27 protein-coding genes are annotated in these 24,571 nt (G+C 59.5%); 7 read left to right on the top strand and 20 right to left on the bottom strand.

Features of this window, described 5'->3' with window-relative positions:
- Nucleotides 1-87: 87 nt before the first annotated feature.
- From arnB to arnF, 7 genes are read left to right on the top strand one after another with little or no spacing between them, the layout of a single operon-like run.
- On the top strand, nt 88-1,227 hold the full coding sequence (gene arnB / locus DFO52_RS19730; protein ID WP_023309541.1) for a UDP-4-amino-4-deoxy-L-arabinose aminotransferase: 1,140 nt from the start codon (nt 88-90) through the stop codon (nt 1,225-1,227).
- Between the two features lies 1 nt (nt 1,228).
- Complete coding sequence (gene arnC, locus DFO52_RS19725) at nt 1,229-2,212, top strand: undecaprenyl-phosphate 4-deoxy-4-formamido-L-arabinose transferase (RefSeq protein ID WP_023333737.1); 984 nt, start codon at nt 1,229-1,231, stop codon at nt 2,210-2,212.
- The gene (gene arnA, locus DFO52_RS19720; RefSeq protein ID WP_047646799.1) at nt 2,209-4,191 is read left to right on the top strand and encodes a bifunctional UDP-4-amino-4-deoxy-L-arabinose formyltransferase/UDP-glucuronic acid oxidase ArnA; all 1,983 of its coding nucleotides are present in this window, start codon (nt 2,209-2,211) and stop codon (nt 4,189-4,191) included. The genes arnC and arnA overlap by 4 nt, the downstream gene beginning before the upstream one ends.
- Nucleotides 4,188-5,090, top strand: a complete 903-nt coding sequence (arnD, locus tag DFO52_RS19715; RefSeq protein ID WP_133551043.1) for a 4-deoxy-4-formamido-L-arabinose-phosphoundecaprenol deformylase — start codon at nt 4,188-4,190, stop codon at nt 5,088-5,090. Before arnA ends, arnD begins: the two co-directional genes overlap by 4 nt.
- On the top strand, nt 5,087-6,742 hold the full coding sequence (gene arnT / locus DFO52_RS19710; RefSeq protein ID WP_133551042.1) for a lipid IV(A) 4-amino-4-deoxy-L-arabinosyltransferase: 1,656 nt from the start codon (nt 5,087-5,089) through the stop codon (nt 6,740-6,742). The genes arnD and arnT overlap by 4 nt, the downstream gene beginning before the upstream one ends.
- A complete protein-coding gene (gene arnE, locus DFO52_RS19705; RefSeq protein ID WP_166642372.1) occupies nt 6,739-7,077 on the top strand; it encodes a 4-amino-4-deoxy-L-arabinose-phosphoundecaprenol flippase subunit ArnE in 339 nt (112 codons plus the stop codon). The genes arnT and arnE overlap by 4 nt, the downstream gene beginning before the upstream one ends.
- Entirely contained in the window at nt 7,074-7,463 is a 390-nt protein-coding gene (arnF, locus tag DFO52_RS19700; RefSeq protein ID WP_047646803.1) for a 4-amino-4-deoxy-L-arabinose-phosphoundecaprenol flippase subunit ArnF, read from the top strand. Before arnE ends, arnF begins: the two co-directional genes overlap by 4 nt.
- Here arnF and acpT read toward each other — a convergent pair.
- The 20 genes from acpT to DFO52_RS19600 all read right to left on the bottom strand — a co-directional run bounded on the left by acpT (nt 7,411) and on the right by DFO52_RS19600 (nt 24,505).
- Entirely contained in the window at nt 7,411-8,028 is a 618-nt protein-coding gene (gene acpT / locus DFO52_RS19695; RefSeq protein WP_029740668.1) for a 4'-phosphopantetheinyl transferase AcpT, read from the bottom strand. The two genes, arnF and acpT, sit on opposite strands and share 53 nt — an antisense overlap.
- A 2-nt stretch (nt 8,029-8,030) precedes the next feature.
- The gene (locus DFO52_RS19690; protein WP_133551041.1) at nt 8,031-9,260 is read right to left on the bottom strand and encodes a beta-ketoacyl-ACP synthase; all 1,230 of its coding nucleotides are present in this window, start codon (nt 9,258-9,260) and stop codon (nt 8,031-8,033) included.
- On the bottom strand, nt 9,257-9,988 hold the full coding sequence (locus tag DFO52_RS19685; RefSeq protein WP_032662188.1) for a 3-ketoacyl-ACP reductase FabG2: 732 nt from the start codon (nt 9,986-9,988) through the stop codon (nt 9,257-9,259). Before DFO52_RS19685 ends, DFO52_RS19690 begins: the two co-directional genes overlap by 4 nt.
- Nucleotides 9,985-10,458, bottom strand: a complete 474-nt coding sequence (locus tag DFO52_RS19680; RefSeq protein ID WP_029740666.1) for a 3-hydroxy-fatty acyl-ACP dehydratase — start codon at nt 10,456-10,458, stop codon at nt 9,985-9,987. The genes DFO52_RS19685 and DFO52_RS19680 overlap by 4 nt, the downstream gene beginning before the upstream one ends.
- Nucleotides 10,455-11,624 carry a beta-ketoacyl-[acyl-carrier-protein] synthase family protein gene (locus DFO52_RS19675; RefSeq protein ID WP_133551040.1) on the bottom strand — a complete coding sequence of 390 codons (1,170 nt, stop codon included), beginning with the start codon at nt 11,622-11,624 and terminating at the stop codon, nt 10,455-10,457. The genes DFO52_RS19680 and DFO52_RS19675 overlap by 4 nt, the downstream gene beginning before the upstream one ends.
- Nucleotide 11,625: 1 nt before the next feature.
- Nucleotides 11,626-12,204 (bottom strand): DUF3261 domain-containing protein, encoded by a 579-nt coding sequence (locus DFO52_RS19670; protein ID WP_047646807.1) that lies wholly within the window; start codon nt 12,202-12,204, stop codon nt 11,626-11,628.
- Complete coding sequence (locus DFO52_RS19665; protein WP_133551039.1) at nt 12,201-14,525, bottom strand: MMPL family transporter; 2,325 nt, start codon at nt 14,523-14,525, stop codon at nt 12,201-12,203. Before DFO52_RS19665 ends, DFO52_RS19670 begins: the two co-directional genes overlap by 4 nt.
- Nucleotides 14,494-15,099, bottom strand: a complete 606-nt coding sequence (locus DFO52_RS19660; protein WP_133551038.1) for an outer membrane lipoprotein carrier protein LolA — start codon at nt 15,097-15,099, stop codon at nt 14,494-14,496. The genes DFO52_RS19665 and DFO52_RS19660 overlap by 32 nt, the downstream gene beginning before the upstream one ends.
- Entirely contained in the window at nt 15,096-15,518 is a 423-nt protein-coding gene (locus DFO52_RS19655; RefSeq protein ID WP_008503087.1) for a thioesterase family protein, read from the bottom strand. The genes DFO52_RS19660 and DFO52_RS19655 overlap by 4 nt, the downstream gene beginning before the upstream one ends.
- 3 nt (nt 15,519-15,521) lie before the next feature.
- Nucleotides 15,522-17,213, bottom strand: coding sequence for a glycosyltransferase family 2 protein (locus DFO52_RS19650; RefSeq protein ID WP_133551037.1), 1,692 nt, complete (start codon nt 17,211-17,213; stop codon nt 15,522-15,524).
- The gene (locus DFO52_RS19645) at nt 17,204-17,557 is read right to left on the bottom strand and encodes a hydroxymyristoyl-ACP dehydratase (RefSeq protein WP_133551036.1); all 354 of its coding nucleotides are present in this window, start codon (nt 17,555-17,557) and stop codon (nt 17,204-17,206) included. Before DFO52_RS19645 ends, DFO52_RS19650 begins: the two co-directional genes overlap by 10 nt.
- The gene (locus DFO52_RS19640; RefSeq protein WP_133551035.1) at nt 17,544-18,905 is read right to left on the bottom strand and encodes an acyl-CoA synthetase; all 1,362 of its coding nucleotides are present in this window, start codon (nt 18,903-18,905) and stop codon (nt 17,544-17,546) included. The genes DFO52_RS19645 and DFO52_RS19640 overlap by 14 nt, the downstream gene beginning before the upstream one ends.
- On the bottom strand, nt 18,898-19,485 hold the full coding sequence (locus DFO52_RS19635) for a hypothetical protein (RefSeq protein WP_133551034.1): 588 nt from the start codon (nt 19,483-19,485) through the stop codon (nt 18,898-18,900). The genes DFO52_RS19640 and DFO52_RS19635 overlap by 8 nt, the downstream gene beginning before the upstream one ends.
- Before the next feature lie 6 nt (nt 19,486-19,491).
- Nucleotides 19,492-19,743, bottom strand: coding sequence for an acyl carrier protein (locus tag DFO52_RS19630; RefSeq protein ID WP_032662212.1), 252 nt, complete (start codon nt 19,741-19,743; stop codon nt 19,492-19,494).
- Nucleotides 19,744-19,753: 10 nt separating this feature from the next.
- Nucleotides 19,754-20,011 (bottom strand): phosphopantetheine-binding protein, encoded by a 258-nt coding sequence (locus DFO52_RS19625; RefSeq protein WP_008503081.1) that lies wholly within the window; start codon nt 20,009-20,011, stop codon nt 19,754-19,756.
- Nucleotides 19,992-20,807, bottom strand: a complete 816-nt coding sequence (locus DFO52_RS19620; RefSeq protein ID WP_133551033.1) for a lysophospholipid acyltransferase family protein — start codon at nt 20,805-20,807, stop codon at nt 19,992-19,994. Before DFO52_RS19620 ends, DFO52_RS19625 begins: the two co-directional genes overlap by 20 nt.
- The gene (locus tag DFO52_RS19615; protein ID WP_133551032.1) at nt 20,804-21,526 is read right to left on the bottom strand and encodes a beta-ketoacyl synthase chain length factor; all 723 of its coding nucleotides are present in this window, start codon (nt 21,524-21,526) and stop codon (nt 20,804-20,806) included. Before DFO52_RS19615 ends, DFO52_RS19620 begins: the two co-directional genes overlap by 4 nt.
- 68 nt (nt 21,527-21,594) lie before the next feature.
- Nucleotides 21,595-22,659, bottom strand: coding sequence for a class I SAM-dependent methyltransferase (locus tag DFO52_RS19610; protein WP_133551031.1), 1,065 nt, complete (start codon nt 22,657-22,659; stop codon nt 21,595-21,597).
- Nucleotides 22,660-22,728: 69 nt separating this feature from the next.
- The gene (locus tag DFO52_RS19605; RefSeq protein ID WP_121932666.1) at nt 22,729-23,118 is read right to left on the bottom strand and encodes a hypothetical protein; all 390 of its coding nucleotides are present in this window, start codon (nt 23,116-23,118) and stop codon (nt 22,729-22,731) included.
- A 337-nt stretch (nt 23,119-23,455) separates the two neighbouring features.
- Nucleotides 23,456-24,505 carry an AI-2E family transporter gene (locus DFO52_RS19600; protein WP_023309517.1) on the bottom strand — a complete coding sequence of 350 codons (1,050 nt, stop codon included), beginning with the start codon at nt 24,503-24,505 and terminating at the stop codon, nt 23,456-23,458.
- Nucleotides 24,506-24,571 lie beyond the last annotated feature (66 nt).

Genomic DNA, 24,571 nt, shown 5'->3' with positions numbered 1-24,571 from the left:
AATAACCATCTTGCATGATTCCATTGAGCTGCCCATTACGACAGCGCAGTAAAAGATGACGCCTTTAATACAGCAAGGAAATTAATAATGAGTGATTTTCTGCCTTTTTCGCGACCGTCGATGGGCGCTGAGGAAATTGCGGCGCTTCAGGACGTTTTGATGTCGGGCTGGATCACCACTGGGCCAAAGAATCAGGAACTTGAAGAGGCATTCTGTCAGCTTACCGGGAATCAGCATGCGATTGCCGTCTGTTCAGCCACCGCAGGTATGCACGTCACGCTGATGGCGCTGGATATTGGCCCGGGCGATGAAGTCATTACCCCTTCCCAGACCTGGGTCTCCACGCTGAATATGATCGTGTTGCTGGGTGCCACACCGGTCATGATTGATGTGGACAAAGATACGTTAATGGTGACGCCAGAAGCCGTTGAAGCCGCCATTACCCCGCGTACCAAAGCCATTATTCCCGTTCATTATGCCGGCGCGCCGTGTGAAATCGACGCTATTCATGCCATCGGTGAACGTCACGGTATTCCGGTTATTGAAGATGCGGCCCATGCCGCCGGAACCTACTACAAGAACCGTCATGTAGGCTGGAAAGGGACCGCGATTTTTTCCTTCCACGCCATTAAAAATATGACCTGCGCGGAAGGTGGCTTAGTCGTCACGGATAATGCCCAGCTGGCACAGCGGATCCGCAGCCTGAAATTCCATGGCCTGGGCGTAGATGCCTATGACCGCCAGACGCACGGCCGCGCGCCGCAGGCGGAAGTGATCGCGCCGGGCTATAAATACAACCTGGCGGACATCAACGCCGCGCTGGCGCTGGTGCAGTTAGGCAAACTGAAAGAGGCCAACAGACGCCGCCAGGAAATTGCTGAACGCTACCTGCGTGAGCTTGCCGATACGCCGTTCCAGCCGCTCACCATTCCGTCATGGCCGCACGTGCACGCCTGGCACCTGTTTATTATTCGCGTTGACGAAGCGCGCTGTGGAATTTCCCGCGACAACCTGATGGCGGCGCTGAAAGAGAAAGGCATCGGTACCGGCCTCCACTTCCGCGCGGCACACACCCAAAAATACTACCGCGAGCGTTTTCCTGATGTATCGCTCCCGAATTCTGAATGGAATAGCGCGCGTATTTGTTCTCTCCCTCTTTTCCCGGACATGACTCATGACGACACAACCCGCGTCATTACCGCACTCCATCAGCTTGCAGGACATTGATATGTTCAGTGCACCGCCTGTACAAAAAGTTTCCGTGGTAATCCCGGTTTATAACGAGCAGGAGAGCCTGCCCGAACTGATCCGCCGTACAACCGCCGCCTGCGACACGATGGGCAAGGCTTATGAAATTCTGCTGGTGGATGACGGCAGTAGCGATAATTCCGCGCTGATGCTGACCGAGGCCGCGCAGGCCGAAGGCAGCCATATTGTTGCCGTGCTGCTCAACCGCAACTACGGCCAGCACTCGGCGATTATGGCGGGGTTTAGCCACGTCACGGGCGATCTGATCATCACCCTGGACGCTGACCTGCAAAACCCGCCGGAAGAGATCCCGCGTCTGGTCGCCAAAGCCGATGAAGGCTATGACGTGGTCGGCACGGTACGTCAGAACCGTCAGGACAGTCTGTTCCGCAAGCTGGCCTCACGCACCATCAACCGTCTTATCCAGCGCACGACCGGTAAAGCGATGGGCGATTACGGCTGCATGCTGCGCGCCTACCGCCGCCATATTGTCGACGCGATGCTGCACTGCCATGAGCGCAGCACCTTTATTCCGATCCTCGCCAACACCTTTGCCCGCAAGGCAACGGAAATTCCGGTTCTGCACGCCGAGCGCGAGCATGGGGAATCGAAGTACAGCTTTATGCGTCTCATCAACCTGATGTATGACCTCATCACCTGCCTGACCACCACGCCGCTGCGTCTGCTGAGCGTGTTCGGCAGCATCATCGCCGTGGCCGGGTTTGCGCTGTCCGTTCTGCTGGTGGTGCTGCGACTGGTCTTTGGCCCGCAGTGGGCGGCGGAAGGGGTCTTCATGCTCTTTGCCGTGCTGTTTATGTTCATCGGCGCCCAGTTTGTCGGGATGGGCCTTCTCGGTGAATACATTGGCCGTATCTATAACGATGTTCGCGCGCGTCCGCGCTACTTTATTCAACGTGTTGTCCGTCAGGAACACAAAGCATCTCAAGAGGAAATTCACCCATGAAAGCTGTTGTATTTGCCTATCACGATATGGGGTGCACGGGCACGCTGGCCCTGCTGGAAGCGGGCTATGACATTGCGGCAATCTTTACCCATCCGGACACGGCCGGAGAGAATAACTTTTTTGGCTCCGTGGCGCGTATCGCCGCCGAGCGTGGGATCCCGGTTTATGCACCGGACGATGTAAACCATCCGCTGTGGGTGGATCGCATCCGCGCGCTCGCGCCTGACGTAATCTTCTCGTTCTACTATCGCAACCTGCTTTCCGACGAAATCTTAGGTCTGGCCGCAAAAGGCGCCTTTAATCTTCATGGTTCTCTGCTTCCCGCCTACCGTGGCCGCGCTCCGCTGAACTGGGTGCTGGTGAACGGTGAAACGGAGACGGGCGTGACGCTGCACCGCATGGTGCGCCGTGCTGACGCGGGCGCTATCGTGGCACAGCAGAAGGTCGCTATTGATGCGGACGAAACGGCGCTGCAGCTGCATCAAAAGCTGAATGCAACGGCGCAGACGCTGCTGCGTGATGCACTTCCCGCCATTCTCAGCGGCACCTTCAGCGAGACCGCGCAGGATGAGAGCAAGGCAAGCAGCTTCGGCCGCCGCGCGCCGGAAGATGGCCGTCTGGACTGGAACAAGCCTGCCCGCCAGCTGCACAACCTGGTGCGCGCCGTGACCGACCCGTGGCCGGGCGCGTACAGCTTTGCTGGCGTAAGCAAATTTATCGTCTGGAAATCCCGCGTGCGTGACGACATCCCTGCCGCCAAACCGGGCACCGTCGTCTCTGTCACTCCGCTGATTGTGAGCTGCGGCGAGCAGGCGCTGGAGATCGTCACCGGACAAACCGACAACGGCCTGTACGTTCAGGGCACGCAGCTGGCGCAGTCTCTGGGTCTGGTGGCCGGGGCGCTGATCACCAGCGCGCCGGTTGTTGCCATCAAGCGCCGTACCCGCGTGCTGATCCTCGGCGTGAACGGCTTTATCGGCAACCACCTGACCGAACGTCTGCTCAAGGACGATAACTACGAGATTTACGGTCTGGATATCGGCTCTGACGCCATCAGCCGTTTCCTCGATAACCCGCGTTTCCACTTCGTGGAAGGGGATATCAGCATCCATTCCGAATGGATTGAATACCACATTAAAAAATGCGACGTGGTGCTGCCGCTGGTCGCCATTGCCACGCCAATCGAGTACACCCGTAACCCGCTGCGCGTGTTCGAGCTGGACTTCGAAGAGAACCTGAAGATCATCCGCGACTGCGTGAAATACGACAAGCGCATCATCTTCCCGTCCACGTCTGAAGTGTACGGCATGTGTACCGATAAGAACTTCGATGAAGACACCTCCAACCTGGTGGTCGGGCCGATCAACAAACAGCGCTGGATTTACTCCGTCTCCAAACAGCTGCTGGACCGCGTGATTTGGGCCTACGGTGAGAAAGAAGGCCTGCGCTTTACCCTGTTCCGTCCGTTCAACTGGATGGGCCCGCGTCTGGATAACCTCAACGCGGCGCGTATCGGTAGCTCCCGTGCGATCACCCAGCTGATCCTGAACCTGGTGGAAGGCTCGCCAATTAAGCTTATCGAAGGCGGGAAACAGAAACGCTGCTTTACGGATATCAGCGACGGTATCGAAGCGCTGTTCCGCATCATCGAAAACAAAGATAACCGCTGCAACGGTGAAATCATCAACATCGGTAACCCGGACAACGAAGCGAGCATTCGCGAGCTGGCAGAGATGCTGCTGGCCAGCTTTGAGCGCCATCCGCTGCGCGACAAGTTCCCGCCGTTTGCCGGTTTCCGTGAAGTGGAAAGCAGCAGCTACTACGGCAAAGGGTATCAGGACGTTGAGCACCGTAAGCCAAGCATCCGCAACGCGAAGCGCTGCCTGAACTGGACGCCGACGGTGAAGATGGAGCTGACCATTGATGAGACGCTCGATTTCTTCCTGCGCACCGTGGAGCTGTCGGAACAGGACTCATGAAAAAAGTCGGTTTACGCATTGATGTCGACACCTTCAGGGGAACGCGTGACGGCGTACCCAAACTGCTGGAACTGCTGAGCAAGCACGGTGTGCGTTCCAGCATTTTCTTCAGCGTGGGGCCTGACAACATGGGACGCCATTTATGGCGTCTGGTTAAACCGGCATTTCTGTTCAAAATGCTGCGCTCGCGCGCGGCATCCCTCTACGGCTGGGATATTTTGCTGGCCGGCACCGCCTGGCCCGGCAGACGCATCGGCGCGGGTAATGAAGCCGTTATCCGCGAGGCGGCGCAGCATCATGAGGTGGGTCTGCACGCCTGGGACCACCATGCCTGGCAAGCCTGGGCGGGCGTCTGGGATATCCCGCGCCTGTCCCGTGAGGTCGAGCGTGGGATGCTGGAGCTGGAGGCCATTACCGGTCAGCCCGTGCGCTGCTCCGCCGTGGCGGGATGGCGTGCGGATCAACGCGTCGTGAAAGCCAAAGAAGCCTTTGCGTTTCGCTACAACAGCGACTGCCGCGGAACCGGGCCTTTTTTGCCGCTGTTAGGCGAAAATCGCTACGGTACCGTGCAAATTCCGGTCACGCTTCCCACCTGGGATGAAGTGGTCGGGCGCGAGGCGAAGGCTGATGAGTTCAATCGCTACATTCTGGACCGCATCCATCGTGACGCCGGCACGCCGGTGTATACCATCCATGCCGAAGTGGAAGGGATTGCGTATCAGCATGATTTCGATGAACTGCTGACGATGGCCGCTCAGGAGGGTATTGAATTTTGCCCGTTGAGCGAGCTGCTGCCGGACGACCTCAGCACCCTGCCCGTGGGTAAAGTCGTACGCAATGAAATGGCTGGCCGGGAAGGCTGGCTTGGCTATCAACAAACCGTGAGTCCGGTCCCATGAAAACAGCCCGTTATGGCTTAGCGCTTCTCGCACTGTTTATCGTTTACTACCTCATTCCGGTCGATATTCGTCTGCTCTGGCAGCCTGATGAAACCCGCTATGCGGAAATCAGCCGCGAAATGCTGGCATCCGGAGACTGGGTTGTCCCGCATTTTCTGGGGCTGCGTTACTTTGAAAAACCGATTGCTGGCTACTGGATCAACAGCATCGGGCAGCTGCTGTTCGGGCACACCAACCTCGCCGTGCGCGCCGGTTCTATATTCTCAACCGGGTTAGCGGCGCTGCTGGTCATCTGGATGGCCTGGCGTCTCTGGCGAGATAAGCGGACCGCCATTTTCTCCGGTCTTATCTTCCTGACCCTGTTCCTGGTGTATGGCATCGGCACGTATGCGGTGCTGGATCCTATCATCACCCTGTGGCTGGTGGCGGCGATGTGCAGCTTCTGGCTGGCCTCACAGGCTCAAACCGTTGCCGGAAAAGCGGGTGGCTATGTGCTGCTTGGGCTGGCCTGCGGGATGGGAGTGATGACCAAAGGCTTCCTGGCGCTGGCGGTACCGGTGATTGGCGTGCTGCCGTGGGTGATCGCCCAGAAGCGCTGGAAAGAGGTGCTGATTTTTGGCTGGCTCGCGATCCTGAGCTGCGTGCTGATTGTTCTGCCGTGGGGGCTGGCCATTGCGCAGCGTGAGCCTGACTTCTGGCGTTACTTCTTCTGGGTTGAGCATATTCAGCGTTTTGCCCAGAGCGACGCGCAGCACAAAGCCCCGTTCTGGTACTACATACCGTTCCTGATCGCGGGCAGCCTGCCGTGGCTTGCGCTTTTGCCCGGCGCGATTCGTCTTGGTTGGAATGACCGACAAAACGCGGGTGGCGGGTTCTATCTGCTGGGTTGGGTGGTGATGCCGCTGCTGTTCTTCAGCATCGCCAAAGGCAAGCTGCCGACCTATATCCTGCCGTGCTTTGCCCCGCTGGCTATCCTGATGGCGCGCTATGCCTGCCTCGCGGCGGAAAAAGGTGCCAGAGCGTTACGCATTAACGGCGGGATTAACCTGGCGTTTGGCGTTATCGGCGTAGTGGCGGCGCTGGTGGTCTCGCCGTGGGGACTGTCTAAGCATCCGGTCTGGACGTCGGTCGAACTGTATAAAGTCTTCTGTGCGGTGGTGGCGTTCCTCATCTGGGCCGCTGTAGGCTGGTTTACGCTCAGGCAGAGCCAGCAGCGCTGGTGGCTGGCGGCACTGTGCCCTGCAGGGCTGGCGCTGCTGATTGGTTTTGCCATTCCGAACCTGGTGGTGGATTCCAAACAGCCGCAGTCGCTGGTCGATACCGTGCGCGAGCCGCTTCAGGAAAGCCGATTCGTGCTGGCCAATAACGTTGGCGTGGCAGCGGGCCTGGCGTGGGAGCTGAAGCGCAATGACATCACGATGTTCGATCAAAGCGGCGAACTGCGCTACGGACTGGACTATCCCGATGCGAAAGATCGTTATGTTGATAAAGATGACTTCGCGCAGTGGCTGGCGGAGCACCGTCAGCAGGGGCGCGTATCGCTGGTGATGCTGCTGTCAAAACACGACGATATTTCACAGGCGAATTTACCGCAGCCGGACAATCTCTATATTCAGGGGCGTCTGGCCCTGCTGGAGTATCTGCCGAAGTGATGACCTGGATCTGGCTGATACTGGCAAGCCTGCTCAGCTGCGCGGGACAGCTGTGCCAGAAACAAGCCACCCGTCCGGCGAAAGCCGGGCGGCGCGGGGCGCACATCGTGCTGTGGCTTGGCCTGGCACTGCTGGCGCTGGGCAGCGGGATGCTGGTCTGGCTGGTGGTGCTGCAACGTCTGCCCGTCGGCATTGCCTACCCCATGCTGAGCCTCAATTTTGTCTGGGTGACGCTGGCGGCGAAGGCGTTCTGGCGTGAGAACGTCGCGCCGCATCACTGGCTGGGGGTAGGGTTCATCATCATTGGGATTATTGTGCTGGGAGGGAGCCTGTGAAAGGAGCGTTCTGGGCCTTATGCAGCGTGCTGTTAGTCAGCGCGGCGCAGCTGCTGCTGCGCAATGCCATGCAGGCATTGCCACCGGTGAGTGAGATCCTGGTGTTTGTTTCCGCGCTGTGGCACTTCTCGTCCGGCACGGGCGCGCTGCTGCTGGGGTTGACGGGGTACGTGGCCTCCATGGGCTGTTGGTATCTGGCGCTGCACCGTATGGCGCTCAGCAAAGCCTATGCCCTGCTGAGCCTCAGCTATATTCTGGTGTGGGCCGCCGCGATCCTGCTGCCGGGCTGGGGGGAGCGCTTCTCCTGGCACGGGCTGGTGGGCGTCGGGTTTATTATTCTGGGCGTGTTAGTGATTTTTCTGCCCCGAACGTCCCAACGTGAATAATCGACTCGTTGGTCAGGGTATAAGGGGTCGATGTGCAGACGGCAAGGCTCAGCGAGCCAACCTGTAGCTGACTGACCGCGTGCGTCTGCGCCGTGCTGTCGATGCTGACAATCTGCCAGGCGCTGCCGCCACGCTGTTTCACAATCGCTTCTTTCCGCGTCCAGATACGCCAGAACGCGGAAAGCCGTTCCTCGGGCGCTTCACGCTCCAGCTCGTCATGCTCCGTCATGCTGAATACCGCATTAGCCAGCGCCTGCCAGTTCTTCCTCGGGCGAATCACTTCGATATCGCAGCCGACCTCGCCTTCATCGCTCATCAGCAGGGCGATATCGTCACCGCTGTGGCTCAGGTTGAACCACAGCGGATGACCCTTCGCAAAGGCCGGTTTCCCCTGCTCACCGTAAATGATGTCGGGGAGCGGGTGAGGGGATAACGTTCTGGCGAGCAGCGTCCTCCCGGCAAGCCAGGAGGCCTGTCGGGCACCCTGAGGCGCCCTGTCTGCGAGCGCTGACGCCAGCGGGTCCGCGCAAAGAGTGGAGATTTTTCCCAGTACAAACTGGTACATAGTTACGCCCAGCGTTTAATGATAATCGAGGTGTTGATGCCGCCAAACGCGAAGTTATTGCTCTGCAGATACTCGCAGTCAATCTGACGGGCTTCTCCCATAATATAATCTAAAGCACCGCATTGCTCATCCGGCTGCGTTAAATTGAGCGTCGGAGCAAACCAGCCTTCACGCATCATCTGCAGGCTCATCCACGCTTCCAGCGCGCCGCAGGCGCCCAGCGTATGGCCAAAATAGCTCTTCAGCGAGGACACCGGCACGCTGTCACCGTAGATAGCGGCGGTAGCCAGGCTTTCGGCGATATCGCCGCGATCGGTGGCGGTACCGTGCGCGGAGATATACCCCATATCCCGGGCGCTTAATCCCGCCATGGCCAGCGACTGTTCCATGCAAATCTGCATGGTTTCACGCTGAGGCTGGGTGATATGGGCCGCGTCGCAGTTAGTGGCAAAGCCCACGATTTCGCCGTAGATCGTGGCCCCGCGCGCTCTGGCGTGCTCCAGCTCTTCCAGAATCAGGGTGCCTGCGCCTTCTCCAATCACCAGACCATCGCGCTGCGTATCAAATGGCGACGGGGTGTGTTTAGGCGCGTCATTGCGCTGGCTGGTGGCGAACAGCGTGTCAAACACCGCCGCTTCAGACGGACAAAGTTCCTCAGCGCCCCCCGCGACCATCACGGTCTGATAGCCGTGGCGAATGGCCTCCCAGGCGTAGCCAATCGCCTGGCTGCCGGAGGTACAGGCGCTTGAGGTCGGGATGACGCGGCCGCGTAGTCCAAAGAACAGGCCGGTATTCACCGCCGTAGTGTGCGGCATCATCTGGACGTAGGTTGTTCCGGTGATGTTATTGGTGTGCTTTTCGGTGAGCATGGTCGCGAATTCGCTGACCGGCCCGGTACTGCCCGTGGATGAGCCATAGGCGATACCGGTTTGACCGTTGGTGAGCACCGCTTCGCCAATCAGCCCCGCCTGCTCCAGCGCCAGCTCGGTGGCGCGGGTCGACATCAGCGACACCCGGCCCATGGCGCGAATACGCTTGCGGGTATAGTGTTCCGGCAGCGTGAAATCATCGATCGGCGCGCCCAGAAGGGTATGCAGGCCATCATACACCTGCCATTCCGGCATTTTACGCACCGCGTTTTCATACGCCAGCAGCCTGCTGGAAACGGATTGCCAGCTTTCGCCAAAGGCGGTCACGCCGCCCATGCCCGTAATCACCACGCGACGCGTCATAGCATTCCTCCGTTAATGGAAATGACCTGGCGGGTAACGTAGCCCGCAATATCCGACATCAGATAGCTTGCCAGCCCGGCGACCTCCTCAGCCTGGCCCATACGTTTCATTGGGATGATGGACATCGCTTCCTTCAGCGCGGCTTCTTCCATCTCAATCATGCCGGTATCAATCAGGCCCGGGGCAATGCAGTTGACGGTGATTTTGCGTTTTGCCAGCTCAATCGCCAGCGCTTTGGTGGCGCCGATAATACCCGCTTTGGCCGCGCTGTAGTTCACCTGTCCGCGGTTGCCCATCACGCCGGACACGGACGATAAGGTGATAATGCGCCCCCCTTTACGGGTGCCAATCATCGGCATAATGCAGGGGTGAATGACGTTATAAAAACTGTCGAGATTGGTGTGGATCACGCTGTCCCAGTCGTCTTCGCTCAGCGCCGGAAAGGCGCCGTCGCGCGTAATTCCGGCGTTGCTGACCACGCCATACCATGCGCCATGGGCTTCAATCTCCTGCTCCAGCACCTCGCGGCACTGTTCGCGGTTGCCCACATCAAAGGCGAGTAAACGACCGTTGCCACCCGCCTGCGTGATGGCGTCCAGCGTCTCCTGCGCGCCTGCGGCATCACGATGGTAATGCACGCCTACGGTAAACCCGTCGGCGGCAAGCTGGCGGGCGATGGCGCGCCCTATGCCTTTGCTGGCCCCTGTGACCAGTACGGAACGACTCATGCGTTAGATCCCTGATTAAAAAGCGATATTAATTCTTCTGCGCTCGGCTGGAAGGTATTGACCCGGCCCGTGGCCAGCGTCTCTTCATTCGCGGAAATCGCGCATTCAAAACTGCCGAAGCGTTCGTCCTGCATCAGCAGCTTAACGGTGATGTCCAGCGTCAGGCCTGCGGCGAAATGCCCGCTGGCGCAGACCAGCTCGCGCGCGCCGAGCACCATGCCCAGCGCGATATGATCCTGCCCCTGCTGCTGGCGATGCCAGCCTGACCAGACGCCGACGGTTTGCGCCATCAGCTCGAGCGCGTACCAGCCCGGCAGGTCGCCATCGGCATTGAGAAACGGCGCCAGCACGCTTTGCCCGTTGACGGCCACGCGGCAGACCGCCGTGTCGTCCGTAACGTTCTCAACGGATCCCAGCAGCATCATCGGCGCCTCGTGCGGCAAATAGGCTTCGGGTGATAAGTAGCTCATGAGGCTCTCCCCAGCAGGATGCTGGCGTTATTGCCGCCAAACGCGAACGAGTTAGACAAGATGACCGGCTTTTTCAGGGCGGCGCGCTGGTGCAGAAGGCCGCACGGCGCCAGCGTGTCGTCCGGTGCGTAGCGGGCGAAGTCCTGCGGCGGCAACGGCAGATCGCGCGTCAGAATCAGCCAGCTCAGGGCCGCTTCGGTAATGCCGGCAGCGCCCAGCGTATGGCCGGTAAGGTGTTTGGTGGAGCTGCAGGGCACGCTTTCCCCGAAGAGATCGTGAACGACCTGCGATTCAATCTGATCGTTGAGCGGCGTGGCCGTGCCGTGCAGGTTGATGTAGCCGATATCTTGCGGCTGCATACCCGCTTCGTTAAGCGCCTGAGCGATAGCCCTTATCGCCCCTTCGCCCTGCGGATGCGGAGCGGAAATATGGTACGCATCGCTGGATTCACCCGTCCCGATCAGCGCCACGTCGGCGGGCTCCCGGCTCAGCACCATCAGCGCGGCGGCTTCACCGATGGTGATCCCCCGGCGGTCGCGACCAAACGGCTCGCAGAGCGTGGGGGAGAAGGATTCAAGGCTGTTAAAGCCGTTGACGGGCATCCGGCTCAGGGTATCGGCCCCGCCGACAATGGCGATGTCCACCAGTCCGGCTTCAATGAGACGTTTGCCGCCGATCATCGCCCGCGCGCTGGAAGAGCAGGCCGTCGAGATCGTATAGGCCGGCCCTTCGAGCTGAAGCCAGTTGGCGAGGAAGCGGGACGGATCGCCCAGCTCCTGCTGCGGATACTGCCAGCGCGTGCTCGCTTCGCCATGGGTCATGCGGCGCACGTGCTCATCGCCCTCATCCAGCCCGGAGGTGCTGGTCCCCAGCACCACGGCCACGCGGTCGCGACCGACGCGGGCGATGGCCTCGTCAACGGCGGGCTGAATCTGCGCCAGCGCGGCCAGCAGCAGCTGGTTATTGCGGGTGCGGTGTGCGGAGAAGGTGTCCGGGATGGGCGGCAGCTCGCCTTCCACGCCGCCCAGTACGGCTTCGGGTAAACCCTGCAACCAGCCGGTCCGGGCGTACATCCCCGGCGCCACGCCTGCCGTCAGGTTCGCGGCAATCTCGTCAGGCGAGTTGCCCAGCGCGTTGACCATGCCAACAGCGGATATATAAATCATCTCAGTCACCCAGATATTGAATGGTGATGTGGTATTTAAAGACGTGCTGCTCGATGCTGATCGGCTCGCGCTTGCCCTTGCGCTGCAGGTAGACAATCTCCGTCACCAGCTTGCCGCTGTCGTTGCGCAGCTCGCGCCGATCGCCATTGTCCGTTAACGTCCAGCCCTTCGGCAACTGCGGCTGCCAGGCGCTAATCGGCCAGTGGCTGAGCATCACGTCGGCCAGAACCTGGCTGGCGGGCGGCAGCTGCGGCACGACGATAGACTGCTCGGTATGAATACCGGTCTCATCGTACGTTGCCAGGAACAGACGAATGCCCACGGAAGAGAGCCCGGCCAGCGTCACCTTATGCGCATCCGCGTTGAGCATCACCAGCAGGGACTGCGTTTGTCCGTTAAAGCTGCCGGTCAGCAGCTGCTGGGAGCTTACCGCCGGGCTAATGCCGGGCGGCGGCAGCATCACTCTGGTGCCCGGCTGGAGCCAGGCCTGGGGACGCGTCTCTTTGGTATCGGTCGAATGGCTGCAGCCTGCCAGCAGCAGCGCCGCGGCCAGCGCAACGGCGCGATAAAAAGCGTTCATTTACGTTTTCTCTCTTTCTTATCCGGCATCGCCAGCGGAGCCAGCAGGAAGGCGGTAAAAATACCGCTCACCAGCACGATGCCAAAGCTGCTGATGGCCTGGGTGGCGCTGAAGACGAGCATGCCCAGCGTGAGCAGCGTGGTCATCATGGCCAGCGTAATCGCCAGCATTGAGGTCAGCGGCGTACCGCGCGGGTTGCTGAAAAACAGCGTGTAGTTAATGCCAATGCCGAGCACCAGTACCAGCGCCAGCAGTGAGAACAGATTCACCGTGTGGCCCGCTGCGGCCAGCACCGCCAGCCCGCAGGTCAGCGACAGCACGGACGGCACCAGGCTTATCAGCCCTTTACGCCAGCCGAGGCGCAGCATCGCCCCGCAGGCAATCACCGCCAGCGCGGCAAACAGTAGCCCCGTCAGCAGCGTGCGGTAGAGGGCAAACAGGCTGTCAAAGCTGGCTTTGCGATCGACCCAGACGACGCCGTCATGGCGCGCGGCCAGTTCACCGAGGTACGCGCTGTTTTTCGCGCCGTCCACCGGCACCAGCACGCCGCTTTCCCCGTTGGGCAGGGTCAGCCAGAGCAGACGCCAGCCTTCGCTGGCCGGGCTTTTAAGCCACGCGTCCACGCTGACCGGCATGGCGTCGAGATTCGGGGATACGGCGCTGAGCCCGGCGCTTTTCAGCACGTTCGTTACCGCAGGCGCGGCGTTCTGCAGCAGCGTAAGATCGCTTTTCTGGCGCGCCAGCGAGTTCAGCGGCAGGGTACGCCAGCGGGCGATCTCTCCGGCTTTTTGCGCCTGTGCCAGCGCCGGGGTAAAGGCTTCCAGCCGCTCCAGCGTTTGCTGAGGCGAGGCGCCATGCACCACAAACCATTTCTGATCGACGCTTTGTCCGGTCAGGGCGGTAATGGCCTTCTCCTGCGCCAGAATATCTTTTGGCAGGGCCTGCAGCTGGGCGATGTCATCGTCCACCCTCAGGGTGCTCATCCCCACGGCGGAGAGCAGCACCAGCGCGACGGGCAGGCCAACGGACAATTTTTTATTGCGTCGCCAGGCGGCCAGCCAGCGCAGCATCAGGACCATCAGCGGAACCGGGCGCACCGGTAAGCCCCGGCACAGCCACGGATGCCAGAAAATCACCGTCAGGCAGGAGGCGCTCAGCCCCACGGCGGCGAACACCGCCATCTGGCGGATCCCGGGGAAGGGGGCCAGCATCATAATCAGGTAGGCGGCGACGGTCGTCAGCAGCGCCAGCAGCAGCGCATTGCGTACTTTGGCCAGGCTTTGCCAGGGGGAATATTCCGCGCCGTGCACCATCCGTTCGGTCAGGTAGTAGAGCGTGTAGTCGGCTGAAATACCGATGATGCTCATGCTCATCACCAGCGTCATCAGGTGCAGTTCGCCAAAGAGCAGCAGCGTCACCACCGTACCCGCCAGCGCGCCGATGGCAATCGAGAGCACGCTCAGCAGCAGCGGGCGCAGGGAGCGGAACACCGCTACGATGAGCAGGAACACGCCAAGCAGGGTGGCGATGCCCAGCGTCGAGACGTCGCGTTTGGCCTGCTGGCTGGCGTAATCGCTGTAGAACACGGTCCCGCGAGAAAGCAGCTGCGCCTGCGGGAAACGCGCTTTTAGCGTCTCCTGCAGCGCGTTAAGCGTCGTCACCAGCCGGTGGGTCTGCTGCATATCAAATGACGAGCCCGCCAGCTCGCCGTGCAGCAGATACCAGTAGTTTCCCGCCTCATCTTTTGTGACCAGCCAGCCGTCCATCAGCCGCAGCTTCTGGCCGTTTTGCGCCAGAGCGAGCTGCGAGCCGCGCATCAGCATCAGGGGATCGTTTTGCAGCTCTTTGCCGCTGACGCCGGAAAAGGCCGAATAGAGCTGAGATAAAATCCACTGCGCCTGCGCTTCTCCGCCGTTTTGCAGGCGGGCGCGGGTGGCGGGATCGATCAGGCCATTCCGGTGCTGCCAGAAGAATTCTCCCCAGGCTTTTTGCCCGGCGGCGTCCATCGGACCTTTGACCTCGCTAAGCGAATCGCTGCTTTGCAGCAGCGCCAGCCACTGCTGCGCCACGCGCGGATCGGGCTCTTTGCCGGGGCTGACCAGCCAGACCAGCTGGCGGTCGAGACGCTGCATAAATCCGTCGTTGAGCGCCGGCGGGATCGCCCCCAGCGTCTGCTTCGGCAGCATGGCCAGCACGCTGCTGTTCAGACGCGCGCCGGGCAGCAGCGACAGCAGCACGCCCAGCAGAATGAGGCATAGCGTGGCCCACAGCAGCGCCGGGCGCAGGGATTTACGGTGCGGCAAAGCGTTGGCGTTCGTCATCGGTCAGGCTGGCGGGCGTCAGTTGGTGGCGTGAAAGGGCGATATCGGTACGGTCGCCCTGTTTGTCGTTGAGGCGAATCGTCTCCAGATAGGTCGCGCCGCCCAGATCGAGGGTGACGAAAATCTTGTCCAGCGGCGTCGTTTTTGGCGTAAGCACCAGCGACCAGCGGCCCGCGCCCAGGTCTTTAAAATCGATGCGGAAGTTCTCTTCAAGCACCTTGCGGTCGGCCTGGAACAGGGCCCGCAGAAGATGGTTGAACTGGAACATCTGCGGATTATTGTCGGCGGTGACGGTCTGCGGCGGCTGGCCGTTAATGGCCTGAACCATCCGCTTGTCATCGAGCAGGAGCGTCATCGGAAACGGCGCTTTTTGATCCCACAGCAGGCCGCTGTCGCGGGCGATCAGCATCTCGCCCTGCGAGCGCAGCGGCTGCGGCATATCTTTTATGGTGCGAACCTGTTCGAAGTGCGCGCGCACGACTGGCTGCACGGTGAAGCGCTGCTGCAGTTCATCCAGCGTCACGGCGCTGACCAGCGGGCTGACGATCAGCGCCAGCAAAGGCAACCATTTCATGGCGTCACTCCCATTCGTTCAAACAGTATTGCCGGGCTCACAAAGCACATTTCGCGGGTGGCTTCTTCTACCGCTACCTGGATGGTGTAACCGGTCGTGGTGCGTTTGCCGGTCTGCGCATCGAAAATTTGATAGGCAATGCGCAGGCGGTTTTCATACTCTTCAATATGCGCGCGGACGCGAATACGCTGCTCAAAGGTCACCGCATCGCGGTATTTTACCCGGGTATCGACGACGGGCCAGACGTAGCCGGAGGCCTTCATCTGGCGATAGCCATAGTCAAACTGATTGAGCAGCGCCTCGCGGGCGATCTCAAAGTAGCGGAAATAGTTACCGTGCCAGACCACGCCCATCATATCGACGTCGTGGAACGGAACGGTGATCTCGACTTCAGTCGTAAAGCGGGGATCGGTCAGCACCCTTTACTCCTTCTCTCTGGACTCTGGCAGATGCCAGAAATCGAAAAAATTAAACCAGTCGAGCGGCGACATGAGGGCGTAATGCTCCAGCCGCTGCGCGTAGCGATCGACGGTCTCCTGCAGTGCCTGCTGGCGTTCGCCGCGCGGCAGGCGCAGCGGGTCGGCAAACGGTTCGCTGTGCAGGACGAGCTTACCCTGCTGGCGCAGGGCAAAAATCAGCACCACCGGGCAGCGCAGGATGGAGGCCAGGATAAACGGCCCCTGTGGGAACGGCGCTGGCTGGCCCATGAACGGACTCCAGATCACGCGCCACTCGCCGCCACGCTGCGGATTCACCGCGATGCGGTCGCCCACAATCGCGACCCATTCTCCCCGCTCAAGCTTCTCTTTGATGGCAATCGCGGTGTCCGGGCCGATGTCGGTAACCGACATCAAATTCACGCCCGCCTGGGGCGCCATTTCGCTCATGATTTGCTTAAAGCGCTGGGCGTTCTCGCTGAAGACCAGGGCGGTGATAATTTTGCTGCCGTCCAGCTGGGCCAGCGCCCGGCAGGCCTCAACGTCGCCAAGATGCGAGGCCAGCAGCAGCTTGCCCTGCGGCGCCGCGACGTTAAGCGTTTCGCTCGCGCCGGGGGCAAAGACCACGTCGCGATCAAACTTCAGCTCACCGCGCCAGCTGGCGACTTTATCCAGCATCGCGTTGCCGAAGCGCATGAAATGGAAAAAGCTGTTGAGCCGCGGGGGAACGGTCATGTTCCGCTGACGCAGCTCGTGCTTCACTCTCTCAATCCACTGCCGCGAGGCCTGGCGCGCCGGACGCGCGATAAGCCAGTACACGCCGATCGTTGGCCACAGCAGCACCGTAAAGGCCCGTCGCCCCATCAGCTTCCAGACGCGCAGCATCAGGCGCATTCCCCACAGGCCCTTGACCTCGTCCTGCTGCGCCCAGTGCTGGCGGCGTCGACGGAAAAGCAGGCCGGGTATGCGGGGCAGCATGCCGAAGAACAGCCGGGTATGCATCAGGGAGATCCGCACGTTATCTTTTAACGCGTCGAAGTGGGATAACCCGTCCTGCGGGTAGGTGACGCGGGTGGGCAGAAAGACGCTGGCATTGCCCTGCCAGTAGAGACGGACCATCACTTCGGTGTCAAAGTCCATCCGCTTGCCGAGCGTTTCACGCGCTGCCAGCCGCAGCGTGGGCGAGACCGGATAGACCCGAAAGCCGCACATGCTGTCTTTAAGCTGCAGGGATAAGGTCTCAATCCACACCCAGACGTGGGTTACCCAGCGTCCGTAGAGCCGCGAGCGTGGAATGGAATCATCGTAAATGGGCTGGCCGGAAATCAGCGCGTCCGGGTGGCGCTCCGCCAGCGCCAGCAGTTTGGGGATATCTTCGATGGCGTGTTGACCGTCCGCGTCCACCTGCACGGCGTGGGTATAGCCCGCGCGCGCGCACTCCTCCAGCCCCCTGATGACCGCGGCACCTTTCCCGGCGTTTTCCGCCAGACGGACCAGCGTTACCTGCGGTTGCTCTGCCGCCAGGCGCTCGAGCTCCTGTCGGGTGATCGCTTCGCTGCCGTCATCCACCACCAGGCACGGCAGGCCGAACGGCGCGAGACGCGACAGTACGCGGGCAATCATGGCGCCGTGGTTGTAGCACGGGATCAGCACGCAGGGGCGAAAGATCACTGACATAGCCGAATTTTCCCGCTGCTGGCGGTATGGCGCTCCGCCCCGGCGTGAAGCTGATAGCTGAAGGTCAGCATCTGACGTTCGGCATGCCACTCAAGCACCAGCGTCACCGTGGTTTCCGGCAGCTGAGGCGCCTGGAACTTCACGTTTTGAATGCTGTGAAAGCGGTAGCCCGGTGCCAGTAACGTCGTGGCGTAGTGCATCACCCAGTCAAGCTGCGCAACGCCGGGCAGCAGCGGTTGTACGGCAAAATGGCCCTGAAACCAGAACAGCGCCGCGTCGAGATGCAAAATGATTTCCAGCTTCTCCGGCTGTGTCTGGCGGCGCTCAATTTCATGAATTTTCATGAAATAACTCCTCTAACTGCGCATAGACACGCTTGTTCATACTGTTTACCGGCATTTCATCGACAATGCGCCAGTAGCGCGGAACGGCGACCGGCTCAAGCCACGGCAGCAGGGCGCGACGCCAGGCGAACTCCTGCGCTTTTTTATCCTGCATATACCCGCGCTGACGAACCGCTTCGTCCAGGACAAGCAGCGCGCCAATCCCCTGACGGCCTCCGCGCGTGACCGGCAGCGCAGCCGCTTCGCAAATGCCGTCGAGCTCCAGCAGGCGACGTTCGATCTCGTTAAGCGAGATGCGCTTTTCTTCAATTTTGACCACCCGCCCGCGACGACCGGCGATGCTGAACAGCCCCTCGCTGTCGAAGTGGAGGATATCGTCCAGCTGGAGTCCTTCTTCCTCATGGATCAGTGGCGACGTGACGCGACAGGCTTCATCTTCCTGATGGAAGATAACGCCGGGGAACGCGAGCCACGGCACGTTATCCTGCTGGCGATGGCGCCAGGCGAGGATCCCGGTTTCGGTGCTGCCATAAATTTCATCCGGCCAGATGTTAAGCCAACCCGCGGTGGTGGCGACGTCACACCACGGCAGCATTCCGCCTGCTGAAATCAGCATTCTGACGGGCGGCGCGGGCAGCTCCGTATCCAGGCGCTTCAGGAACGCCGGGCTGCTGATGAACAGGTAATGCCGATCATGAGGAAGGGCGGCCAGCTGCTCTGCGTAGTAGAGCATCGCGGCATGCAGCGGCAGGCCCAGCGCCATCGGCAATACGATACGGAATGTCAGGCCGTACAGATGTTGCGGTACGACCGAGGCGACAACGCTACAGCCGGTCAGCCGCTCGCCGAAGCGGTCAGCCAGCAGACGGGCTTCGCGATCCAGGCTGACGATGTGCTTAATCACCCGGCGCGGGGTACCCGTGGAGCCGGAGGTGAACAGCTCAACGAAGCGGCTTTCGTCAATCTCCGGCAGGGGCGCCCAGCGGCTAGCCGTCTGATGGCTGGAGGCCACCTCAATCAGCTTGCCATGGAAATCGAGAGTCCGATCGCTCAGAACGCCGCTAAACAACGACTGCTGTTCTTCAAGCTGCGAGACGCGGCTATGGCCGGGAATAACCGGCGTTTTACCGGCATGCAGCGAGGCCAGCAGCGCAACGATAAACAGGTAGCTGTTTTCAAAGCACAGCGCCCAGCGCTCGCCTTCCTGCTGACGTAGGGTGTCGACCAGCATGGTCACGTCGTGGCGCAGCTGGCCAAGCGTCCAGGTACGATCGTCAAGCCAGGCAACGGGCATGTCGTCAGGGCGGGGCGCATTTAACCACTGGCCCAGCGGAAGAGGGTTAGTCATTGTGCATCTCTTTTTTAATCACCCGCTGGCGCACCAGCCACTCGGTCGCCATCAGCGTTCCCATCAGGATGTAGGCCACCATACCGTTCCACAGCGTCCACAGATGCATGTCGCCGTGCAGCACGGTGAACAGCGCCATCGCGCCGTTTCCGATGAAAAAGCCGCACCAGACGAGGGTCACCTTGCGGGTATAGCGCACGCCCTCCGGGGGCAGGTTTGGCTCGCGCAGGCGCGCCAGTCGCTCGACCAGCGGCATCGCGGTCCACAGTGAACCGCCGAACACGGCCAGCATCACAAGGTTGACGACCACCGGGTAGAACAGCAGCCACTGGTGGGTTTTCAGCAGGTAGCTGGCCGCGCAGAGCGCAATGCCCGCGAACGCCACGCACTGCACCACATACCGCATCGGGCCAGCGTTCCGCCGCGCCTGGCGCAGCCGCAGCAGCAATACCAGCGCCATCACCGGCAACAGCCACTGCAGGCTGTTGTGTGTTAGCCCAAATCCAATCAGGAAAGGCCACGCCAGCAGCATCAGCCCCGTCAGCAGTGGGATGACCGGGAACGTCCGTCCACCACGCACGAGGTCTTACTCTTCGCGCAGAAGCTGTTCGACGGCGTCTACCACATCCTGAACGGTACGAACCGACTTGAAGGTTTCCGGCTTGATTTTCTTGCCCGTTTTCTTCTGCAGATGAACAATCATGTCCACCGCGTCAATGCTGTCCAGCTCCAGGTCTTCGTAAAGACGGGCTTCGGGCGTAATGTCCTGCGGGTCGATTTCAAAGAGCTTGGTCAGAAGGCCGCAGACTTCCTGGTAAATGTTTTCTTGTTCAGTCATCGTTCACATCTCAGGCGCGTTGAGCGTTGATAAAGGACGCCAGCGTGGCGACGGAAAAGAAGTGCTGGCGCATCTCTTCGCTTTCAGCAGAAAGCACCACGCCATACTGGTTTTTCACGGCCAGACCCAGTTCCAGCGCGTCAATGGAGTCCAGACCCAGCCCATCGCCAAACAGCGCGGCATCGGTATCAATATCCTCTGCGGTAAGCTCGTCCAGATTCAGCGTGGTGATAATGAGATTCTTAATTTCAAGATAAAGCGCTTGCATCATTAATTCCTGACAAAGATTGAAGGCCTGATGTTAATCGATGCTGTAGATGCCGGTTTAACTGCCTTGCCGCCAGCGCCGGTTCTTGTTCATTTGCATCGTAAAATTCGTCGATGTTCACGCGGTCGCGGACATCCACGGTGAAAACGGGTTTTTCTGGCGGTACATCATACCAGCGACTTTTTTTATCCAGCAGGTGTTCGCTACAGTGGATCAGCACCACCCGCAGATCGCTGTTACAGCGCACGGCGATATTTGCCGCGCCGCGCTGGAGGGAGATAGCCTCACCAAGCCGGGTACGCGTGCCTTCCGGGAAGATTAACAGCGTGTCGCCCTGAGCCAGACGCTGCTGGCTGGCCGCGAGCAAGGGCTCGGCTTCGCTGTTAATCAGGTAATCCGCCGCGCGGATAACGCCGCTGACAAAGGGGTTGCGCAGCAGCGCGCTCTTCACCAGACAGTCGGTTTCCGGCATCACCGACGCCAGAATCACGTAGTCTATTAACGTGGGGTGGTTAGCCACCACCAGACAGCCCCGATCGCTGCGCAGCGCGTCAAGATTGTGAATGCGATAGTCCAGTACGCCGAGGCCGCGCGCCACGGTCAGGAAGAAGCGGAAGCTGGCCGCAATGCTGCGACGCGCCAGGCGGCGACGGCTGGCGCGGTCGCGCTGGACGATCGGCAGCAGGTTGAACCAGACCAGCGACAGCAGCAGCCCGCCCACGCCAAACAGCGCGAAGCAGAAGCCGGTCATCGCCAGACGCCATAGCCAGTTGATGCGGGCGGCCAGGCGGTTCATGCGCGCGTCCATTGCCACAGCAAACGTTCGCCGGGCACTACAAACTGACGTTCCTCGCTGAGATAGCGCTGCAGGAACATCAGGCTTTGCGGCAGGGCGGGTTCTTCACCCGTGCTGCCGCTGCGGGTTTCACACTGCATTCCGTTGCCGGATTCAATCACCAGCGCCAGCGCGTAGGGCCAGGTGGGCATCTGTGGCGGTAGCGCCGGATGGTAAAATTCCGGCAGCGCGCCGTCAAAATCGACCAGCAGGACGCGGGAATAGCCCGCCAGCAGCAGGCTCAGCACTTCACATAAGGCCTGCTGGAAGGTGTCCAGTCCGGCAGAAATAGATGACGAGACGATGGCCTGGCGTGCGGTGATCGTGAGATTGCCCACCGCGGAATTGTGCACGGACATCGCGAAATCGGTGGGTGAAACGGACTGCCCGGTCGCCAGAGCATGCAGAATACGGTCGTTGCGCTCCAGCTCGCCGTGGCGGCTGGAATAGACGACGGCATCAATGGCGTGGTTTTGTAGCATGGCAAGACCAATATCCACCGCCAGCTTACTGCCTGAATTGAGGCGGCGCGCGGTCATCATGGGTAGAGCGGTCAGTCGGGGAAGCGGGGCCGATGGGTCAACGGCCAGCTGCAGGCGCGACCACGCCTGCCACTCTGTGGCATCGCTGAGTCCTGGCGCTCTTGCCTGCCAGTCGATAATGTTCAGTGAAAATTTCATCTACGCGCGTCCGCGACAAATAACCGTATTCAAAGGGCAGGCTGGGCCACCCGGGCAGCTAAGCTGCTCTATTGTTCACGTTTGGTGCATATCAGCAGGGTATGACCGACCCCAAGGTTGTCCAGCCGCTGTTCAACGCTGAAACCTGCGCTCTCCAGGTAGCGATAAAACTTCTCTACGCTGTAAAACCGGCTATTACCATTCGCCATACAGGTGAAATAGAGCGAGGTGGCATTCAGGCTGAAAGAGGCTGCTTCAAATTTCTGAGCATCCCAGAAAAGCTCCATGATGCACAAACGTGCGCCTGGCTTCATAGCCTGTGCGACGCGCGTCAGCATGGCGACAATCTGATCCGGAGAGAAACAATCCAGGAACTGGCTCATCCACCAGACGTCGGCGTCACCCGGCAATGTTGCTGGGCTAAGCATATCGATAGCATGGAATGCAATACGATGAGAAAAACCTGCTTTTGCGATGTTTTCCTGCGCCAGCGCTATCTGCTGCGGCAGATCGAGGATCGTCACGGCAACATTTTCGTCATAGCGGCAGCAGCGTAACGACCATTTACCCGTATTTCCGCCCACATCGTACAATTTTGTCGGCGAGCTTGCGAATATATATGGCAAAGCAGCGTCAAAAGCGGCGTCAGAATAGTAATGATCGAAGGCGAACCAGCTCTCTTTCGCCGGAGCAGGTAATTGGGATAACGCCGGGTAGATGGTTGGCCAGTTGCCAAACACGGCTAATCCGGCCGGTTTTTCTTCCTGCAGGGCGTCCGCCAGGTGAAATAGCCCCTGGTAACAAACGTCCTGGGTGAAATCCATATTTACGCGGGTCATTTCGTCGTGCAGTAAAAAATGGCCCACTTTCGCCAGGAAATAACGTCCATTCTGTTGGGTAACAATTCGACCGCTTAATCCCATATCCAGCAGTACGCTGACGCCATAGCTGCCGAGCGTGCTGTGTTCGGTTATTTCCTCGAGGCTTGCCCCCTCTTTACCTTGTTTATCGAGCCAGGCGAGAACGCCTGAGTTACGCAGACAAAGCGCAGTCTGGAATAACATCGGGGCAAAGGCGATGCGCTGCGCTTCGGTAATGGCATCCAGTGCGCTGAGTGTGTCCTTTTCGTACATGACTGCGTAACCTTTGAGGGCAATAAAGAGAGGTTATCGGGCCATACGCGGCCCGACTTTAGAAAAATATTACAGCGCGGCGCCAGAGGAGAGGTTCAGTTGAATATCGTGGTCGAGGTTATTCACCCAGCGGTTATAATTTTTGTGGATTTTACCGTCTGCCGCTTTCAGGTTAAGGCTGTTTTCATAGTTGATTGAATAGCTTGTTGCCGTGTACGGAATACTCACCTGGACCGAGTGATCGCGTGACTGCAGACGCCCCTTAATCATTCCCGGGCCGGTTTCCGTCATGATCCAGTCGCGTTTTTGGCCTGCTTTCATAATTGCCGTTTTTACCTGATCGGCAGTATGGCCTGTGCTTACAATAGAGTGAACCTGAGCGATTGGCGCGGTACGCGCGCAGCCTGCCAGCGCGCCAACGAATACGGCAGCAGCACACCATTTAACGATCTTTTTCATCAACAACTCCATATCAATAATAACAATTAAAGGCAGTGGTTTTTACAAATAATATTCATCCGGCTTTTTTCTATCGCCAGGTGTAATTTTTAATCAATATTAATGTTTGCATTACGTTGAAGCGAAGGCGGGAATAATAACATGGAAAATAAATAAGGATTTCATTTTTTATAATTTGCGTTAAATCATGAATTGCGTTTGAACGTAATGCGCGCGGCGTAATTAAAAACAGAATGAATATCGCCTTAACGCAAATAAAAATACCGCGACGGATTAGGGGCGCGGTAATTTACGGTGTATTACTGACGGTTTAAACCTGCCTGCACAGGTAGGTCCGCTACCCGGGTAATCGGCTTTTTGGCCTCCCCGGCCCGAGCAGGATCGCCAGCTTGCTGCCGCCTTTGGTGGTCTCCATCCAGATTTTACATACGCTGGTCAGGGGGACCGACAGCAGCATACCGACCGGGCCCAGCAGCCATCCCCAAATCAGTAAGGATAAAAATACCACCAGCGTCGACATGCCCAGACGGTGTCCCATCATGCGCGGTTCAAGAATATTGCCCAGCACCATATGCACGACGAGGAACAGCGCGCCGACCAGCATGCATTCGTAGAAGCCGTTAAACAGAAACGCCTGAATCATCGGCGGTACGGCGGAAAGCACCGCGCCAATATTGGGCACGTAGTTCAGCAGAAAGGCCAGCACGCCCCACATCAGCGCGAACTGCACGTCCATCAGCATCAGCCCCAGCCAGACAATCACCCCGGTCCAGACGCTCAGGAGCGTTTTCAGCGCCAGATATTTGGAGACGCCCTTCAGTGCCCGGTGTAAGCCAGCAATGTGAATTTGTGGATTGTTCAGCGCAAAGCGCAGCTTATAGGGGACGTGACGAACTTCGAACAGCATAAACACCACCGTCATGACCAGCAGCAGAATGCTGGCCATCGCGCCGGAAAGCCCGGTCATCAAGGTGGTGGCGTAGGTCATGACCTTCTCGGAGTCCATCCTGCGCAGCATCCGTTCGGGTGAGATATGGAGATTAAGGAAGGGCACCATCTCCTGCAGCGCGACAATTTTACGCGTCAGCTCTTTGTTGTACTGCGGCAGCATGGTGGAGAATTCGCTCAGCGATGCCGCCAGTACGCCAAAGAGCGCCGTCAGGCCAATCAGCATGACAATAACCACGATGGTGATGGCCACCGGACGGCTGACGCCCCGGCGTAAAAACCAGGTGACCAGAGGATTAAGCACGATGGCAAAAAAGAGCGCCAGCAGGAGCTGAACAATAATGTCGGCGGCAGCATGGATACCCGCAAGGATAACCACCAGACAGGCGAGTTTTAATAAGATGTGGAGTCCTGCTTTGTCGGACGGGTTAGCGATCATGCGTGTTCCTTAATATGATGACCCGATAAGTGTAGTGCCCGGGCTTCGCTTCGTCTGGCACCGTTA

The sequence above is a fragment of the Enterobacter sp. AG326 genome, assembly GCF_004362415.1.
Taxonomy (GTDB): domain Bacteria; phylum Pseudomonadota; class Gammaproteobacteria; order Enterobacterales; family Enterobacteriaceae; genus Enterobacter; species Enterobacter asburiae.
The sequence above is the reverse complement of the archived record's forward strand: the minus strand, read 5'-3'. Positions and strand labels throughout refer to the sequence as shown.